This is a genomic window from Streptomyces sp. NBC_01750 (genome assembly GCF_035918095.1).
GTDB lineage: Bacteria > Actinomycetota > Actinomycetes > Streptomycetales > Streptomycetaceae > Streptomyces.
Genome location: NZ_CP109137.1, coordinates 8,160,232 through 8,175,912 on the forward strand (window position 1 = coordinate 8,160,232; position 15,681 = coordinate 8,175,912).

General features: G+C 68.2%; 20 protein-coding genes. 17 read left to right on the plus strand and 3 right to left on the minus strand.

The window, feature by feature from the left end:
- Nucleotides 1-8 precede the first annotated feature (8 nt).
- The 7 genes from OG966_RS37000 (at nt 9) to OG966_RS37030 (ending at nt 8,124) form a co-directional block, all read left to right on the plus strand.
- Nucleotides 9-428 carry a phage holin family protein gene (locus tag OG966_RS37000; protein ID WP_326654461.1) on the plus strand — a complete coding sequence of 140 codons (420 nt, stop codon included), beginning with the start codon at nt 9-11 and terminating at the stop codon, nt 426-428.
- The gene (locus OG966_RS37005) at nt 425-1,018 is read left to right on the plus strand and encodes a DUF3618 domain-containing protein (RefSeq protein ID WP_326654462.1); all 594 of its coding nucleotides are present in this window, start codon (nt 425-427) and stop codon (nt 1,016-1,018) included. Before OG966_RS37000 ends, OG966_RS37005 begins: the two co-directional genes overlap by 4 nt.
- Nucleotides 1,018-1,284, plus strand: coding sequence for a DUF4235 domain-containing protein (locus OG966_RS37010; RefSeq protein ID WP_326654463.1), 267 nt, complete (start codon nt 1,018-1,020; stop codon nt 1,282-1,284). The genes OG966_RS37005 and OG966_RS37010 overlap by 1 nt, the downstream gene beginning before the upstream one ends.
- Before the next feature lie 201 nt (nt 1,285-1,485).
- On the plus strand, nt 1,486-4,281 hold the full coding sequence (locus OG966_RS37015) for an ATP-binding protein (RefSeq protein WP_326654465.1): 2,796 nt from the start codon (nt 1,486-1,488) through the stop codon (nt 4,279-4,281).
- Nucleotides 4,282-4,513: 232 nt separating this feature from the next.
- On the plus strand, nt 4,514-5,584 hold the full coding sequence (locus OG966_RS37020) for a polyprenyl synthetase family protein (RefSeq protein ID WP_326654466.1): 1,071 nt from the start codon (nt 4,514-4,516) through the stop codon (nt 5,582-5,584).
- On the plus strand, nt 5,581-6,699 hold the full coding sequence (locus OG966_RS37025) for a terpene synthase family protein (protein ID WP_326654467.1): 1,119 nt from the start codon (nt 5,581-5,583) through the stop codon (nt 6,697-6,699). The genes OG966_RS37020 and OG966_RS37025 overlap by 4 nt, the downstream gene beginning before the upstream one ends.
- A gap of 3 nt (nt 6,700-6,702) precedes the next feature.
- Nucleotides 6,703-8,124 (plus strand): cytochrome P450, encoded by a 1,422-nt coding sequence (locus tag OG966_RS37030; RefSeq protein WP_326654469.1) that lies wholly within the window; start codon nt 6,703-6,705, stop codon nt 8,122-8,124.
- Nucleotides 8,125-8,194: 70 nt separating this feature from the next.
- Here the strand turns inward: OG966_RS37030 and OG966_RS37035 are convergent, their stop codons facing one another.
- The 3 genes from OG966_RS37035 to OG966_RS37045 all read right to left on the minus strand — a co-directional run bounded on the left by OG966_RS37035 (nt 8,195) and on the right by OG966_RS37045 (nt 10,559).
- Nucleotides 8,195-9,007 carry a VOC family protein gene (locus tag OG966_RS37035; RefSeq protein WP_326654470.1) on the minus strand — a complete coding sequence of 271 codons (813 nt, stop codon included), beginning with the start codon at nt 9,005-9,007 and terminating at the stop codon, nt 8,195-8,197.
- 270 nt (nt 9,008-9,277) lie between these two features.
- Entirely contained in the window at nt 9,278-10,303 is a 1,026-nt protein-coding gene (locus OG966_RS37040; protein WP_326654471.1) for a PHP domain-containing protein, read from the minus strand.
- A 58-nt stretch (nt 10,304-10,361) separates the two neighbouring features.
- Entirely contained in the window at nt 10,362-10,559 is a 198-nt protein-coding gene (locus OG966_RS37045; RefSeq protein ID WP_326654472.1) for a hypothetical protein, read from the minus strand.
- Between the two features lie 144 nt (nt 10,560-10,703).
- Between OG966_RS37045 and OG966_RS37050 the strand changes: the two genes are divergently transcribed.
- The 10 genes from OG966_RS37050 to OG966_RS37095 all read left to right on the plus strand — a co-directional run bounded on the left by OG966_RS37050 (nt 10,704) and on the right by OG966_RS37095 (nt 15,638).
- Nucleotides 10,704-11,030 (plus strand): gas vesicle protein GvpO, encoded by a 327-nt coding sequence (locus tag OG966_RS37050; protein WP_326654473.1) that lies wholly within the window; start codon nt 10,704-10,706, stop codon nt 11,028-11,030.
- Between the two features lie 80 nt (nt 11,031-11,110).
- Nucleotides 11,111-11,533 carry a gas vesicle structural protein GvpA gene (locus OG966_RS37055; RefSeq protein WP_326654475.1) on the plus strand — a complete coding sequence of 141 codons (423 nt, stop codon included), beginning with the start codon at nt 11,111-11,113 and terminating at the stop codon, nt 11,531-11,533.
- Entirely contained in the window at nt 11,530-12,246 is a 717-nt protein-coding gene (locus OG966_RS37060) for a GvpL/GvpF family gas vesicle protein (RefSeq protein WP_326654476.1), read from the plus strand. Before OG966_RS37055 ends, OG966_RS37060 begins: the two co-directional genes overlap by 4 nt.
- A gap of 3 nt (nt 12,247-12,249) precedes the next feature.
- The gene (locus OG966_RS37065; protein ID WP_326654477.1) at nt 12,250-12,495 is read left to right on the plus strand and encodes a gas vesicle protein GvpG; all 246 of its coding nucleotides are present in this window, start codon (nt 12,250-12,252) and stop codon (nt 12,493-12,495) included.
- The gene (locus OG966_RS37070; RefSeq protein ID WP_326654478.1) at nt 12,492-13,052 is read left to right on the plus strand and encodes a DNA primase; all 561 of its coding nucleotides are present in this window, start codon (nt 12,492-12,494) and stop codon (nt 13,050-13,052) included. Before OG966_RS37065 ends, OG966_RS37070 begins: the two co-directional genes overlap by 4 nt.
- Nucleotides 13,045-14,061, plus strand: a complete 1,017-nt coding sequence (locus OG966_RS37075) for an SRPBCC family protein (RefSeq protein WP_326654479.1) — start codon at nt 13,045-13,047, stop codon at nt 14,059-14,061. The genes OG966_RS37070 and OG966_RS37075 overlap by 8 nt, the downstream gene beginning before the upstream one ends.
- Nucleotides 14,058-14,396 carry a gas vesicle protein gene (locus OG966_RS37080; RefSeq protein WP_326654480.1) on the plus strand — a complete coding sequence of 113 codons (339 nt, stop codon included), beginning with the start codon at nt 14,058-14,060 and terminating at the stop codon, nt 14,394-14,396. Before OG966_RS37075 ends, OG966_RS37080 begins: the two co-directional genes overlap by 4 nt.
- The gene (locus OG966_RS37085) at nt 14,393-15,169 is read left to right on the plus strand and encodes a GvpL/GvpF family gas vesicle protein (RefSeq protein ID WP_326654481.1); all 777 of its coding nucleotides are present in this window, start codon (nt 14,393-14,395) and stop codon (nt 15,167-15,169) included. Before OG966_RS37080 ends, OG966_RS37085 begins: the two co-directional genes overlap by 4 nt.
- Complete coding sequence (locus OG966_RS37090) at nt 15,166-15,363, plus strand: gas vesicle protein (protein ID WP_326654483.1); 198 nt, start codon at nt 15,166-15,168, stop codon at nt 15,361-15,363. Before OG966_RS37085 ends, OG966_RS37090 begins: the two co-directional genes overlap by 4 nt.
- Nucleotides 15,360-15,638: a gas vesicle protein K gene (locus tag OG966_RS37095; RefSeq protein WP_326654484.1), complete on the plus strand. Its 279-nt coding sequence runs from the start codon at nt 15,360-15,362 to the stop codon at nt 15,636-15,638. Before OG966_RS37090 ends, OG966_RS37095 begins: the two co-directional genes overlap by 4 nt.
- The last annotated feature ends 43 nt before the right edge of the window (nt 15,639-15,681 follow it).

Sequence of the window (15,681 nt, forward strand, 5' to 3'; positions counted from 1 at the left end):
AGGTCACGATGAACAGGTCACTGGACCAACCGCCGCGCCGGGCCTCCGAGGTATCGGTGAGCGAACTGGTAAAGCAGGCATCGGAGCAGGTCTCCCGGCTGATGCGGCAGGAGCTGCGACTTGCGCAGGCGGAGATGGAGCAAAAGGGCAAACGGTTCCGGATCGGTGGCGGCCTGTTCGGCGGAGCCGGCGTGATCGGTTTCATCGCCCTGCAGGCCCTCGCGGCGACCGCGATCGTGGCTCTGGATCTGATCTGGCCCCTGTGGGTTTCGGCGCTGACTGTGGCCGCCGTCCTCCTTGTCGTGGCCGGTGTGCTCGCTGCCGTGGGCAAGAAGCAGATCAGGCAGGCCACCCCGCCCACCCCCGAGCAAGCCATCGAGGATGTCAAGGAAGACGTCGCAGAGATCAAGGAGAGGGCACACCGATGACGGACAAGTCCCGGAAGAAGGACGCCACACCCACCCCTGAAGAACTGCGCGAGCAGGCCAAGGGAACCCGAGAGGAACTCGGTCAGACCGTCGAGGCGCTGGCCGCCAAGGCCGACATCAAGGCCCAGGCGCAGCAGAAGGCGGCGAAGGTCAAGAGCGAGGTGCAGGACAAGGGCACCCATGCTCTCCACGCTGCGCAGGACAAGGGCACCCATGCTCTCCACGCTGCGCAGGACAAGGGCACCCATGCCCTCCACGCTGCGCAGGACAAGGGCACCCATGCTCTCCACCTCGCGCAGGACAGGAGCGCCCATGCCCTCCACCTCGCGCAGGACAGGAGCGCCCACGCCCTCCACCTCGCGCAGGACAAGACCCCGGAGCCGGTACGTGAGAAGGCCGCGCACGCCAAGCAGCAACTGACCGAGACTGCCCACATCGTCGGCGGGAAGATCCAGGACAACACCCCGGAGCCGGTGCGCGACAAGGTGGGGCGGACGGCGCAGCTCGCGCGCGGCAACCGCACACTGCTCATCGCCGGCGCGGCCGCCCTGGCCGTCGTCATCCTCGCCCGCCGTAGGAGGAAGAGCTGATGAAAGCGTCCAAGGTTGCCTACAAGCCGGTCGGCCTGGCGCTGGGCGTCATGAGCGGTGCTCTCGCCGGCGTGGCCTTCAAGCAGGTGTGGAAGGCCACCGGCCACGACCAGGACGCTCCTCACGCCACCGACCAAGATCGCGGCTGGCGGGAAGTCCTGATCGCCGCCATCCTGCAGGGTGCGATCTTCGCCGCGGTCAAGGCGGCGGTCGACCGCGGCGGCGCGAGCGCGGTGCACCGTCTGACCGGAACCTGGCCCGGCTGACTGCGACCGCAACCGAAGCCTGTGAAGGCCACCGCGTCCACAGGGTGTCAACGCGCCGCAAGGGCGGGGCAGTGTAGTCGACTGTCCACTCTTGGGGATGTATCTGCGCCGCCACCCTCTCGCTGACGGTTATTGGGGGGATACGCTACGTCAAGAGCGGGACGGAAGACGTGCATGCTTGCCGTGCCAGGAGGGGAACGGGTGGTCACGGATCGGTCGGACGCGCAGCGAGCCGTAGGACCAGCGCCGGACGGGGAGCAGCGCGAGCGGGACATACGGATCGTGCCGAGAACCCTTGAGCGAGATGCCGAGTTGGTCGTTGTCGACGCGGCGTTGGACGCGGTGAGCGGCCGGTCGGCGACGGGTGCGGTGATCCCCTCGGTGCGCCGCGGTGGATTACTGGCCTTCACAGGACCGGCCGGAGCGGGCAAGACGACCCTCTTGGAGGAGGTGCGCCGTCTTGCGCCCGAGCGGGAGTGCACAGGTCTCTTCGCCAAGGGCGGCGAGCAGGAACGGAGTCTGGCCTTCCATGTGGTGCGGCAATTGCTCCAGCCGCTGCTTGCCTCGTACTCCGAGAGCGAGCGCCGGGAGGTGCTGGGCGACTGGTACGGCATCGTTGGCCCTTGTGTCGGCCTGAGTCCCGCCGCGGAGGGAGTGGTGCCGGATCCGCAAGGTGTTCGGGACGGTCTGGACTGGGTGGTCACTCATGTGTCGGTACGGCGCGGCCCGTTGGTCCTGGTCGTCGACGACGCGCACTGGGCGGACGCGGAGTCCCTGGCCTGGCTGACCTCCTTTGCCGCACGGGTCGAGGAACTGCCTGTGCTCCTGGTCATCGCGTACCGCCCCGAGGAAATGCCCGATGAGGTCACGGCGTTCAGCGACATGGTCGAGCGGAACCGGGTGAGCCCGCTGGACCTGGCGCCGTTGACGCCGGCCGCGGTCGCGCGTCTGATGCGCGACACGCTGGGCACCCACGTCGACGACGGCTTCTGCCGTGAGGCCTGGCTGGTCACCGGCGGCAATCCCTTCGAGACGGTCGAGCTGGCGGCGAAGGTACGCGACCGTCAGCTGGCCCCCGGGATGGAGAACGCCTGCGCTTTGCGGGACCTCGCGGCCGAGACCAAGGGCGGCGGCCTGGTGGACCGGCTCGAGCAGCTGGGCACGGCCGCGGTGCGACTGGCCTGGGCTGTGGCCGTCCTTGGCTCGGAGGCGACCTTCGGCATGGCCGCGTCCCTGGCGGCGCTGGGACCGGCAGAGGCCGCCGGCGCGACGGATACGCTGCGGACCGAGCGCATTCTGACGTACGGCATGAAGCCGGAATTCGTCCATCCGTTGATCGCGACGGCGGTCTACCGGGCCATTCCCTCGGCGATGCGGGTGGCATTGCATGGGAAGACCGCCTGGGAGCTCGTCGAGGCGGGCAAGGGTCCGGCCGTCGCGGCTCGGCATCTGTTGGAGACGCAGCCGGAGGGTGACGTCTGGGTGGCGGAGCAACTGCGCGACGCGGCCCGGGAGTACGTGCGCCTCGGCGCTCCCGACGCTGCCCGGCGCTGTCTGCGCCGTGCTCTGCGGGAGCCTCCGCCCACGGGACTGCGGGCCGTGGTACTGCATGAACTCGGTTCCCCGGCGCTGCTGCACGATCCGGCGGTGACGGTGAATCATTTGCGGGCTGCCTTGGAGGAACCGGACCTGCCGCCGGAGCTGCGGCAGAGCATCGTGATCCGTCTCGGGCGGGCGCTGTCGCACTGCGACCGGCTCACAGAGGCGGCCGACGTGGCGATGGCGGAATTCCGTATCGCCGCAGACTCGCGAGTGCGCCTCCGCATGCTCATGGAGCACTTCATGATGTCGGCGTTCACCTCCGACGACCGGGAAGCCCCGGTCCTGTCGCGCCGGCTCAGCCACCTCACGCAGCGGCTGTCCGGCCAGAGCCAGACCGAGCGCTACCTCTACGGGCTGCGCGCATGGGATGCGATGGTGCGCGGTGAACCGGCGGCGACCGCGCTGGAGTTCGCGGAGCGGGCGCTGGGATCCGCCGGGATGAGCTGGACGGACGAGCAGTGGGGCTTCGAAGTCCCGTCGCTGGTGGCTCTCACCTTCCTGTACTGCGACCGCCCGGACCGGGCCGAGGAGCTGTACGCGGGAGCCATCGCGGAGTACGAGCAGCAGGGCTGGCGCGGGGTGCATCTCTCGCTCGGCTACAGCCTGCTCGGTTACATCCGGCTGTGGAAGGGCCAGCTCACTGACGCGGAAGACTTCGTACGTGCCGGGCTGCAACTCGCGGACCGCCTGGGGCCCGCGGGCATTCATGCGCAGTGGTACGCGATGGCCAGCCTGATCGAAATCCTGATGGCCCGCGGAGAGGCCGCGGCTGCCCAGGAGCTGGCGGTGCGCCGCCGGTTCGGCAAGCCGTTCCCGTCGGCTGTGACGCTTCCCGACGCCGAAACCGTCCACGGCGAACTGCTGTTGGTCCGGGGCATGGACAAGGAGGCCGCTGAAGAGCTGGCCGCAGTGGGCCACCGCCTCGACCTGCGCGGGATGCGCAATCCCGCCTGGTGCCCGTGGCTGCCCCAGCTGGCGCTGGCCACCTGTACGACGGATGCTGGGCGGGCGCTGGACCTGGCGCGGGAGGCACTGCGCCGAGCCGAGCGCTTCGGTACGGCAACGGCAGTGGGGAAGGCGCTGTGTGTGCTTGCCCGGGTGACGGAGGGGCCCGGGGGAATCGCTCTGCTGCAGCGTGCCGTCACTACGCTGGAGTTGTCGCCGTCGTCGTACGAACTCGCGGGCGCTCTGGTCGAACTCGGCACCACTCTGCGCCGTGCCGGACTTCTCTCACAAGCGGCCGAGCCCCTGCACCGTGGTGTGGATCTGGCCGGTCAGTGCGGGGCCGGGGGTGTGGCGGCGCGGGCGCGTGACGAACTGGTCGCAGCGGGGCTGAGGCCGCGCCGCTTGGAGGTGGCCCGCCACGTTCCGCCTAGCAGAGCACCATCCACGTAGTCAACGGCGCACTGTAGCCCGCCCGCGGCGTGCCGTGCCCCATGTGGTGAGGCATGGTGCGCCCGGGGCGGCATCGTCGGTTTCTCCCGGCGCCGATAGGTGAAGCATCAAGGGCGAGAGAACGGGGAGCGCCTGGTCCCCGCCCTGGCTTGCTCGCTCTTGCTTCCTCGTCTCGCTCCCTCGGAGGGGGGCCATGCGCGCTGCTGTGGCAGGTGCGAAGGGCCAAATCTTGATGGCCCTCACCGATGCCGCGCCGGACCTGGTGGAGGTCCGCCGCGCGGTCGACTCCGTGCTTGTGGAGTTTCTGGCGGCGAAGAGCCGTTCCGCTCCTCCTCAACTCCCGGAACTCCTCGATACGTTACGCCGATTCCTCTTCGCAGGCGGCAAGCGAATACGGCCGCTGATGTGTGTGTGCGGATGGTATGCCGCGGATGGTCACGGAGACCCGGAGCCAGTGCTGCGGGCGGCGGCATCTCTGGAGCTGTTCCACACCTGCGCCCTCATTCACGACGACGTCATGGACGACAGTGACACCCGCAGAGGGCATCGAAGCGTCCACGCGTCCCTGGCCGACCGCCACCGGAGCCGCAATGGCCCCGGGGACGCAGACCGGTTCGGCACAAACGCAGCCATCCTGCTCGGCGACCTCGCACTGACCTGGTCCGACGAGTTGCTGCACACAGCCGGTCTCACGACCGCCCAACTGCGCGCGGCCCTTGCCGTGGTGGACGCCATGCGTAGCGAGATCATGTTCGGCCAGTATCTCGACCTGCTCGGGACCGGCAGGGCGCACGGCAGTATTGCCCGTGCCCTGACCGTGAGCCGCTTCAAGACGGCGAAATACACCGTCGAGCGACCGCTGCATCTCGGTGGCGCCCTGGCCGGCTGCAGCGGCGCCGTGCGGGATGCCTGCACCGCCTACGCCCTTCCCATCGGAGAGGCATTCCAGCTCCGGGACGACCTGCTGGGGGGATTCGGCGATCCTGCGGCGACCGGCAAACCCAGCACCGACGACTTCCGCCACGGCAAGTGCACCGTTCTGATGGCCCTCGCCGTCGTACGGGCCACTCCGGCGCAACGCCGCCTGCTGCATGCTCTGGTGGGCCGTCCCGATCTGACCGAGGAGCAAGCCGATGCGGTACGGGCCGTTCTGGAAGCCACCGGCGCCCGCCTCGCGGTGGAACGGATGATAGCCCGTCGCCACCGGCAAGCCATGAAGGCCCTGGATCGCGCCCCTTTCCCGGAGGCGGCCATCGAAACCTTGCGCCAACTCGCCCACGCCGCCTCTGTGAGGACGTCATGACCGAATTTTTCCTGCCCGAGCTGCCTCGGCTGCTTCCGGTTGCCTACCACCCCAAGGCAGCGCAGATCGAGTTCCGGTCGAACGGCTGGGTGCGCAGCCGCCTCGGCGACTGCTTCGCGAGTGAGGAAGACCTGCTGCGCTACCTGCGCCAGCGGAACGGACTGTACGGGCCACTCACCGTGCCGTACGCCGATGAGCAGCGGGCGCTCGACATCGCCGACTGGTACCAGTACGTCACCGTCATCGACAGCTTCGTCTCGGACCGTTCGGCGCTGGGAGCCGATGAGGCGAGTGCTCGCGACGTGTTCGCCGACATCATGGACGACTTTCACGGTGACGGCGGCGGGAGGGAGGACTTTCCCTACGGTGTGGCGGGCAAGGAGCTGTGGCGTCGTATCAGCCCCGGGCTCTCTCCGGGTCAGATACGACGGTTCGCCGGTGCTCTCGAAGCGTTTCTGCGTGCGTGCGTCACCGAGATCCATTTCAAGCTGACGGAGAAGGTTCCGGACTACGAGACCTGCATGACCGTGCGGCTGGACAGTTTCGGCTGCGACTTCATACGGCTGATGACCGAATACGCGGCGGCCGTCGACATGAGCGGACTCGACCGGCTGCTCGCGGACGTGCACACCCACTGCATGCGGCAGATGATCATCGTCAACGACCTGCTCTCGTGGCGCAAGGAACACGCCCAGGGCGACAAGATGACGGTGGTTCGCGTGCTGATCGAGCGCGAGGGACTAGGCCTGCAGCAGTGTGTCGACCGGCTTCGTGAGCTGGTCGATCACCATGAGAGGGCCTACATCGTGGCTCGGGACCAGGTGCTGAAAGGTCCACACGGAATGCGCGCGGAGATCCGTGCCTATCTGAACGGCCTGAACCACCTCATCGGTGGCAGCGCGGAGTTCGAGTACCTCACGCCTCGCTACTTCGGCGACGGCTTCGTCTGGGACGGTTCCACCTCGGGGTGGATCAGCCTCACCGCTCCCGTCACCCGATTCCGGGCACAGCCCAACGCCAACGCACAGCCCAACGCCACCAGCAGCACCGATACCCATACCGATGTGGAGAGCAGCAGGCCGAAGGTGGCGACACCATCCCTGACGAGGAGCTGAAGAGTGACAGAGACCGCACGTATACGGCCGTGCGCCGGCAACTCGACGACCGGCGTGGCGGCGCCGTCCAGGAAAGGCAGCGCCCCCGGCAGGCTCCCCGTTCTCGGCCATGCGATCCCCCTGCGGCGCCGTCCGCTGGAATTCCTGGTCGACCTGCCCGCGCACGGCGATCTGGTCGAGATCCGTCTCGGCCCCAAGCGCGCCTACCTGGCCTGCCACCCCGAACTCGTACGGCAGGTCCTGCTGGACCCGCGCACCTACGACAAGGGCGGACCGCTGTTCGACAAGGTCCGACCGCTCGTGGGCAACGGCTTGTTCAGCTCGGCCTGGGCGGAACACCGATTACAGCGCCGACTGGTGCGGCCCGCCTTTCACCCCGGTCGGACGGCGTCGTACGTCGCCGTGATGTGCGAAGAGATAGGCGCCGTCCTCGGTTCGTGGCAGGAGGGCCATGCCATCGACCTCGGCGCCACGCTGCATGCGCTGACGGTCCGGGTCACCACGCGAACCTTGTTCTCCACCACGGTCGGTGGTCGGGTCGTTGCCGACGTACAGCACTGCCTGCCCATCATCCTCCGCGGCATCTACCGGCGGATGACCGCGCCGGTCGGTCTCCTGGAGAGACTGCCCACCCCGGAGAACAGGCGATTCGAGCAGGCACGCAGGAGGCTGCGCGCCGTCATCGACGAGACGGTGCAGGGCTGCCGGCGCTCGGGGGCCGACAACGGGGACCTGCTGTCGACCCTGGTCGGTGCCCGGGACGAGGAGAGCGGTGAATGCTTCACCGATGACGACCTCCGTGACCAGGTCATGACCCTGCTGATCGCAGGTACCGAGACCACCGCGAGCGTCGTGGCATGGGCCTTCCACCTGTTGAGTCACCACCCCGAGGTCGAAAAGCAGTTGCACGACGAAGCCGACCGCATCCTCGATGGCCGACTGCCCGTGTTCGCCGACCTGCCCGCCCTGGACTACACCCGACGCCTCATCACCGAAACCCTTCGCCTCTACCCGCCCGCCTGGCTGCTCAGCCGGATGGTCACCGTCGAGACGGAACTCGCCGGGGAAAGGCTGAAACCGGGCGCGACCGTCCTGTACAGCCCCTACGTCCTCGGCCGCAATCCTGATCTCTTCCCCGATCCCGATCGCTTCGACCCCGATCGCTGGCTTCCCGAGCGGGCGGCATCAGTGCCGCGTGGCGCGATGGTGCCTTTCGGCGCCGGCAGCCGCAAATGCATCGGTGAGGCATTCGGCCTGGCCGAGGCGACCCTGGCCCTGGCAGCCATCAGTACGCGCTGGCAGCTCCGGCCCGTGCCCGGGACGACGATCCGCCCGAGGCCGGAAGCGGCCCTGGGCACCGGTCGCCTCTGCATGCTGCCCCGACCGCGACGCTTCGGGACAGGTCCGGGGCGCGCGAGTTCCTGACGCCGAACCGCGGGAACGCCACCAACTGCGGAGAAGCGAAGTCGCCTTGCAGAGCTCGCCCGGCGGTGGCTCAGTCGGGGAACGTGCGGCTGGTGATCGTGAACAGGGCGCCGTTGGGGTCGCACACGGTCGCTGCCCGGCCCTCGGGAGTGTCGCGCTGCCCGAGAACCATGCCTCCGTTGCGGCGCACCGCCTCGCTGGTGGCGGTCACATCAGCGACGGGGAAGTGGACGTGCCAGCGCGGCCGGATCATGGGGTCCGGCGCGGTTTCGACCGCGCCGGAGCTGAGGCGGGCCACGATGTGCCCCTCCTGGCGGAGTACGACTTCCTCCTTCTCGTACTCGACCTCGCAGCAGCCGGGGCGTTCGCATGCCCAGTCGAGGACCTGCCCGTAGAAGATCGCGGCATCGAACGCGTCCCGTGTCCGCAGACGCAGCCAGGCCGGCGCGTTCTTGCGCCAGCTCAGCCAGTCGGACACGAGCTGTCCTTCCCAGATCCCGAAGACGGCGCCGTCCCGGTCCGCGGCCAGCGCACCACGGCCGACGGGAAAGGTCAGCGGGCCCACCGCGACCGTGGCGCAGCGTTCCAGTATCCGCGCCGCGGTCTCGTCCGCGTCGGCGACCGCGAAATACGGCGTCCAGCCGGACGGCGCCCGCAGAGCGGGCTCGGGTGAGCCGAGGCCGGCAACCGGCATGTCATCGAGCATGGCGGTACTGAACTGGTCCCCGAGTTTGGCCCGCCGGAATTGCCATCCGAGTACCGCGCCGTAGAAGGCCTGCGCTTCTGACAGGTCGCGCGCCAGCAGGGTGATCCAGCAGGGCGCGCCATACACATCGTGGCTCGACGTCGTGTCAGACGCCGCCGGTGTCGTTTCCTTGTCCATCACACTCAGCGTCCCGGTCCAGTAGGGGCATACCGGCAGAATATCCCTGTCCCACTTCGCTCACGCACGGCGTCGGCACGGTCACTCGTTGGGGTCGGCGCCGCTGCCACGTCACCCGGGTGGTAAAGCAGGTCGCGCTCGGTCGCCGGGTCGCCGGGGAGTCGACGCCGACCGCGGCCCTCGGCCGTGGCCGGTCTGAAACAGAGACTGCCGAGCCGCGCACCTGCGGGGTCGGCCGACTTCGTGCCCGACGTTCTCGACGGCTTCCGGTCAGGAGGCCGGGCCCACGCGGGACCCGGTCCAGTCGAGCAGGTCAGCCGCGTTCCAGGTATTGATCACTCGGTCCGCGGGCACCTCGCACTCCTCGGCCCGGGCACAGCCGATGATCTGCCAGTCGAGCTGCCCCGGGGCGTGTGCGTCCGTGTCGACGGCGAAGAAGGTTCCGGCAGCCACCGCTCGGCGCAGCAGGCGTTTGGGGGGATCCCGTCGCTCGGGCCGGCTGTTGATCTCCACGGCTGTGCCGTGGGCGGCGCAGGCCGCGAAGACCTCTTCCGCGTCGAACTGTGACTCGGGTCGTTTCTTGTCCGAGACGAGTCGGCCCGTGCAGTGGCCCAACACATCGGCCAAGGGGTTCTGAACCGCCTTGACCAGCCGCCGTGTCATTGCCGCCGACTCCATGCGCAGCTCCGAGTGGACCGAGACGACCACGAGATCCAGCTGATCCAGCAGCTCCGGCTCCTGGTCGAGGGAGCCGTCCGACAGGATGTCGCACTCGATGCCGGTCAGCAGCCGGAAGGGGGGCCACCGCCTGTTGAGCTCCGCCACGACCTCCAACTGCTCACGCAGCCGCTCGGCGGACAGCCCTTTCGCGACGGTCAGCCGCGGAGAGTGGTCGGTGAGAGCGGCCCACTCGTGGCCCAGGGCGATCGCCGCCCGCCCCATCGCCTCGATGGGGCTGCCACCGTCCGACCAGTCCGAATGCAGATGGCAGTCGCCCCGCAGCAGGGAACGCAGCCCTGTCCCGCCCTCGGCAAGCGGCCTGGACGCCTCGTCCTCCAGCCGCTGAAGGTAGCGCGGTACCTCTTGAGACAGCGCCTCACGTACGACACCCGCCGTCTTCGGGCCGATGCCCTTGACGGCTTCAAGTGACCCCGCCTCCGCGCGTCGGCGGATCTCGTCATCGGGCATCTGAGCCAGGACGGCGGCTGCGGTGCGAAAGGCGCGGACCCGGTAGGTCTCGGCGAGGGAGCGCTCCAGCAGGAACGCGATCCGTTCCAGCGCCTCCACGGGGTGCATCTCGGCTCCTTCGCACCGTGACGGCCACCTCGGAGCCGGGCGCGGGGCACTACCCGCGTCACTGGCGGTGGCCGGCCGCTCCTTCCACTGTCGCCCCTTCGACAAGCGAGAGCACGCCGGGCGGCCCCACGCGGCGGCCGGTCGCGTACTCGACGCTCGCCGCCTCCTGCGGTGGCAGCAGCAGTTCTTCAAGGCGGCCGAGTGCCAGGCCGATGCCCAGCATCGCCATCGGAACGAGCACGGCGATGAGCTCCATGCCATTTCCTGGGAACTGTGCTCCGGGTTCCCTCTCCCTTCCCGGCCAGCCTCCAAACATTTTCGCCATCGCCAATTCGGCACCATTCCTCGCGAGTTGATGTTTGAAGTTGCCCAGACGTGCAACCCGCAGCAGGGAGGAGCCATGGCGAATACATCAGAGAACACCCCGAAATCAGAGAACACACCGAAGAGGAACGGGAATGCGGCGGACAGGCCGGGCCCGATGGAGCTGCTGCGCCAGGCGCGTGCCCAGCTGACGGAACTCACCGGCATGGAGGTCGAATCGGTCTCGTCGTTCGTCCAGACCGAGGACGGCTGGTCGTTGGAGGTCGAGGTGCTCGAACTGGCCCGCGTCCCCGCGACGACAAGCCTCCTGGCGACGTACGAGGTGACCCTCGACGCCCAGGGCGAGCTGACCGGCTACCGACGCGTTCGCCGCTACGAGCGCGGCAGGGCCGACCCCAGATAGCAGGTACGCCGCGCACCCGACCGACAGCCGAGAACCCGACAGCGCCGAGAACCGACAACCGAGAAAGGAGGCTGGCACCGATGACCGTTGTGCCGGCACAGCAAAGCAGGGGTGGAGGCAGCAGTGGCCTCTACGACGTCCTGGAACTCGTACTCGACCGTGGGCTCGTCATTGACGCCTTCATACGGGTCTCCCTCGTAGGAATCGAGATCCTGAAGATCGATATCCGGATCGTGGTCGCCAGCGTCGACACGTATCTGCGCTTCGCGGAGGCGTGCAACCGGCTCGACCTCGAGGCCGGGCCGCGCAAGGACCCGGGTCTGCCCGACTTGGTCGGAGAGATCACGGAGTCCGGAGCGCGCGGCAAGTCCAAAGGCGTGCTGGAAGGCGCCGCGGAGAAGATCTCGGACTCGTTCCGGCAGGGCCGTGATGAGGAGAAGGCCGAATCCAGGCCGCGCACCAGGCGCACGACGTCCCGCGCAAAGAAGGAGGAGACGGAGTGAGTACGTACGTCTATGGCATCGCACGGAGCTCGCACCCGAGCCTCCCGGAGACGGCGACCGGGGTGGGCAACCCGCCGCGGCCCGTACGCGCCCTGAGGCAGGGCAAGCTCCTGGCTCTGGTCAGCGATGCGCCCGAAGACCTGAAGCCCAAGCGGCGCGATCTGCTGGCGCATCAGAACGTGCTGCGCGAGGCGGGCGAGGAGGGCACCGTACTGCCCCTGCGCTTCGGTGGCATCTCGCCGGACGACGAGACACTGACAGCCGTGCTCGCCGAACGTGAGGACCACTACCTGGACCGGCTGCGCGCACTGGACGGCAAGGCCGAGTACAACGTCAAGGCAACACACGACGAAGACGCTGTCCTGCACCGGGTGCTCGCCGACGACCCCGGACTGCGGGCCATGGCTGAGGCCGGCCGAACCGCCGAGGGCGGTTCGCAAGAGCAGAAGGTACAGCTCGGCGAGCGCATCGCGGCCGCCGTGCAGCTGCGCGAGGCCCTGGACGCCGATCTGGTGCGGGCGACGCTCGAAGGATCGACCGAGGAAGTGAGCGCCGGACCGCAGAGCACCGGATGGCTGACGAACCTCTCCTTCCTCGTGATTCGCGAACGCGGTGCCGAATTCCTGAACGCCGTCGACGAGCTGCGCCTGCAACAGCCACACCTGGCACTGACCGTGACCGGGCCCCTTCCTCCGTACAGCTTCGTGGAGTGAGCGATGGGGCTGCTCGGAGAACTTTTGCTGCTGCCTGCCGCACCCCTGCGTGGCACCGCCTGGGTGCTGCAGCAGGTCGTGGACGAGGCGGAACGGCAGTACTACGACCCGTCGGCCATACAGGGCGAACTCGCCCGTCTCGCAGAGCAGTTTGATGCGGGCGATATCGACGAGGCCGAATTCGACCGCCGCGAGGACGAACTCCTCGAGCGGCTGCAGATCATGCAGAACAGAGAGCAGAAGCAATGAACAGCTTGAACAACCGGCTGGTGATGGGCCTCGCCGTGGGCGCCGGGTATGTGCTCGGGCGCACCAAAAAGGCGAAGCTGGCATTCGCCATCGGCACGATGGTGGCCGGCAAGCGGCTGCAATTGAGTCCGAGAGCGCTCGGCGACCTCGTTACCCAACAGCTGCAGAGCAACCCGCAGTTCAAGGCGATCGGCGACCAACTGCGGGAGGACCTGCGCGGGGTGGGCAGGGCGGCGACCGGAGCGCTGGTCAACCGGCAGCTCGAAGGAATGGCCGACCGGCTGCACGAGCGGACGTTGAGCGTGCAGGACCGAATCTACGACGCTGACTCCGATGTGCATGGTGAGGACGAGGCCGATCAGGACCTGGAGGAGGACGAGGAGAAGCGGGAGCCTCAGGAACGGGCCAAGGCGGAAGAACCGGCGAAGAAGACGGCGAAGAAGACAGCGCCCACACGCAGGAGCCCGGCCAAGAAGGCGGCCGGGACCGGCCGGCGCACCACAAAGCAGGCTGCTGCCAAGAAGGCAACCTCGAGGGGAGGCCGTAGCAGTGGCTGAGAAACAGAGCCTGCTGAGCGCAGACAACCCCGCTGCTCAGAGACTGAAAGAGGAGCTGCAGAGTTATCTGGCCGTGCAGGCCCAGCGGAAGATGACGGCGGTCGGCCGCACCCTCGGCCGTACCACGGTCAAGCTCAACGACATCGCGGAGGGCCACAGCCCCGGCCTCGCCAAGCTGGCCCTGGAAGGCGGCCGCAAGGCCGCCCAGGGCAAGGGCCCGCTCCGCAGCGCAGTCGAACTGGGGGCCTCGCGGATCAAGGCGAATCTCACCCAGACCCTCAAGGGCTTCGGCGGAAAGCGCAAGAAGGCCAGGGGAGGGAGCAAACCGGTCGTCATCATGGAGACCGTCGATGTCGGAGTCCCGGTACGCGAGGCCTACGACCAGTGGTCACTTTTCCAGGACTTCTCCACGTTCACCAAGGGCGTCAAGAGCGTGAGCATCGCCGACGACGTGACATCGGACTGGCAGTTGAAGGTCTTCTGGTCGAGCCGTAGCTGGCAGGCCCACATCACCGAGCAGATACCGGACACCCGCATCCAGTGGACGTCGCAGGGCGCCAAAGGAAGCGCGAACGGTGTCGTCACCTTCCATCCATTGGGCGAGAACCTGACCCGGGTGCTGCTTGTCCTGGAGTACTACCCCAAGGGGCTGTTCGAGAAGACGGGCAACATCTGGCGTGCCCAGGGCCGGCGCGCCCGGCTCGATCTGAAGAACTTCGCCCGCCATATTTCGCTGCGCGGTGAGGCGGAAGACGGGTGGCGGGGCGAGATCCGGGACGGCGAGGTGGTGCGCCCCGACGACGAGGCCGTACCCGATGAGCCGGACGAGCAGGGCGAGCCGGACGAGGCGGACCTGTACGAGGACGACGCGGAGGACGCAGCGGAGGAGGAGCCGGAAGAGGAGTACGAATACGAGACCGACGACGAGGCCGACGACAAGGACCAGGGCATGGCCGAGGAAGAAGACGAGGCCGTGTCCGCCCGGACCGGCAACGGCGGCCGCCGATGACCACGGCAAGCAGGCTCCCAGATCCCTATGGCGGTTCCAGCGGCGCGAATCTCGCCGACATCCTTGAGCGCGTGCTCGACAAGGGAATCGTGATCGCGGGCGACATCCGCATCAATCTCCTGGACATCGAGCTTCTGACGATCAAACTCCGCCTGATCGTCGCCTCCGTCGACAAGGCCAAGGAAATGGGAATCGACTGGTGGGAGGACGACCCCGCGCTCTCCTCCGGTGCCCGTCGCCGCGAACTGGCGGAGGAGAACGAGCGATTGCAGCGCCGTATCGCGGAACTCGAATCGTCCGATCGAACAGGTGAGGACCGCAAGGAGTCGGCATGAACGAGCTGCGCTATGTGTACGCCGTGACCCGTCCCTTCGACGGGCCGCTGGCCGAAGAGCTCCGCGGGGTGGCGGCCACGCGACCGTATGTACTGCACCACGACGACCTGGTCGCTGTCGTATCCGCGGTGCCCGCCGACGACTTCAACGAGATTCCGCTCCGCGCCCATCTCGAAGAGCTCGACTGGCTGACCGAGACCGCCCACGCCCACCAGGCCGTGGTCGCCGCGCTCACCTCGCTGAGCTGTCCGCTGCCGCTGCGGCTCGCCACCGTCTGCCGGGACGACGACGGCGTGCGACGACTGCTCGATTCGGATCACGACCGGTTCGTACGCACCCTGGACAGGCTCGACGGACGCGTCGAATGGGGTGTCAAGGTGTACGCGGAAACGCCGGAACCCTCAAAAGAGGCCCCCGCACCTGCTTCCGCACCTGCCCCCAGATCGACCGGCCGCGACTACCTCCGCAGGCGCCTTCTGGAGCGCCGAGCCGGCGAAGGAATCTGGGAGCGTGCCGACGCGGTGTCGCGGCGACTGCACGAGGAGCTGTCCCGTCATGCGGAGGCGGACAGGCTGCACCGCCCGCAGCAGGCACAGCTCTCCGGGGCCGCTGGACACAATGTCCTCAACGCCGCCTATCTCGTTCCGCGGGAGGAGAGCGCGGCATTCGTCGAGGGCCTGGACGAGCTGCGGCCGCAAGAGCCGGGCATACGTGTGGAGTTGACCGGCCCGTGGGCCCCGTATTCCTTCACGGGCGAGGAGGGGGACCGATGACCGCACCGGCGCCGCCGGCCCATCGCGAGATCGCGCTGGTAGACCTGCTCGACAGACTGCTCGGGGGCGGTGTCGTGATCGCCGGCGACGTCACCCTGCGGATTGCCGACGTCGATCTCGTACGTATCGACCTCAAGGCGCTGGTCAGCTCGGTGAACGCCCGGGTCCCATCCCCCTGGGAGGAGCCCGTATGAGTGGCAAGCGCAGGGTCGAGCTGGATCCCGACACCGTCGAACGTGATCTGGCGAAGCTGGTTCTGACAGTGGTGGAGCTCTTGCGTCAGCTCATGGAGCGGCAGGCATTGCGTCGCGTGGACGTGGGGGATCTGACGGAGGACCAGGAGGAGCGCATCGGGCTCACCCTGATGCTGCTCGAGGACCGGATGGACCTGCTGAGGGAGAAGTTCGGACTTGAGCCCGAGGATCTCAACATCGACCTGGGGCCGCTGGGGCCGCTGCTCCCCAGGTGATGAGAGCAGAGGCCGGTGCGATGCCGTGCCTTCCGGAGAGCGA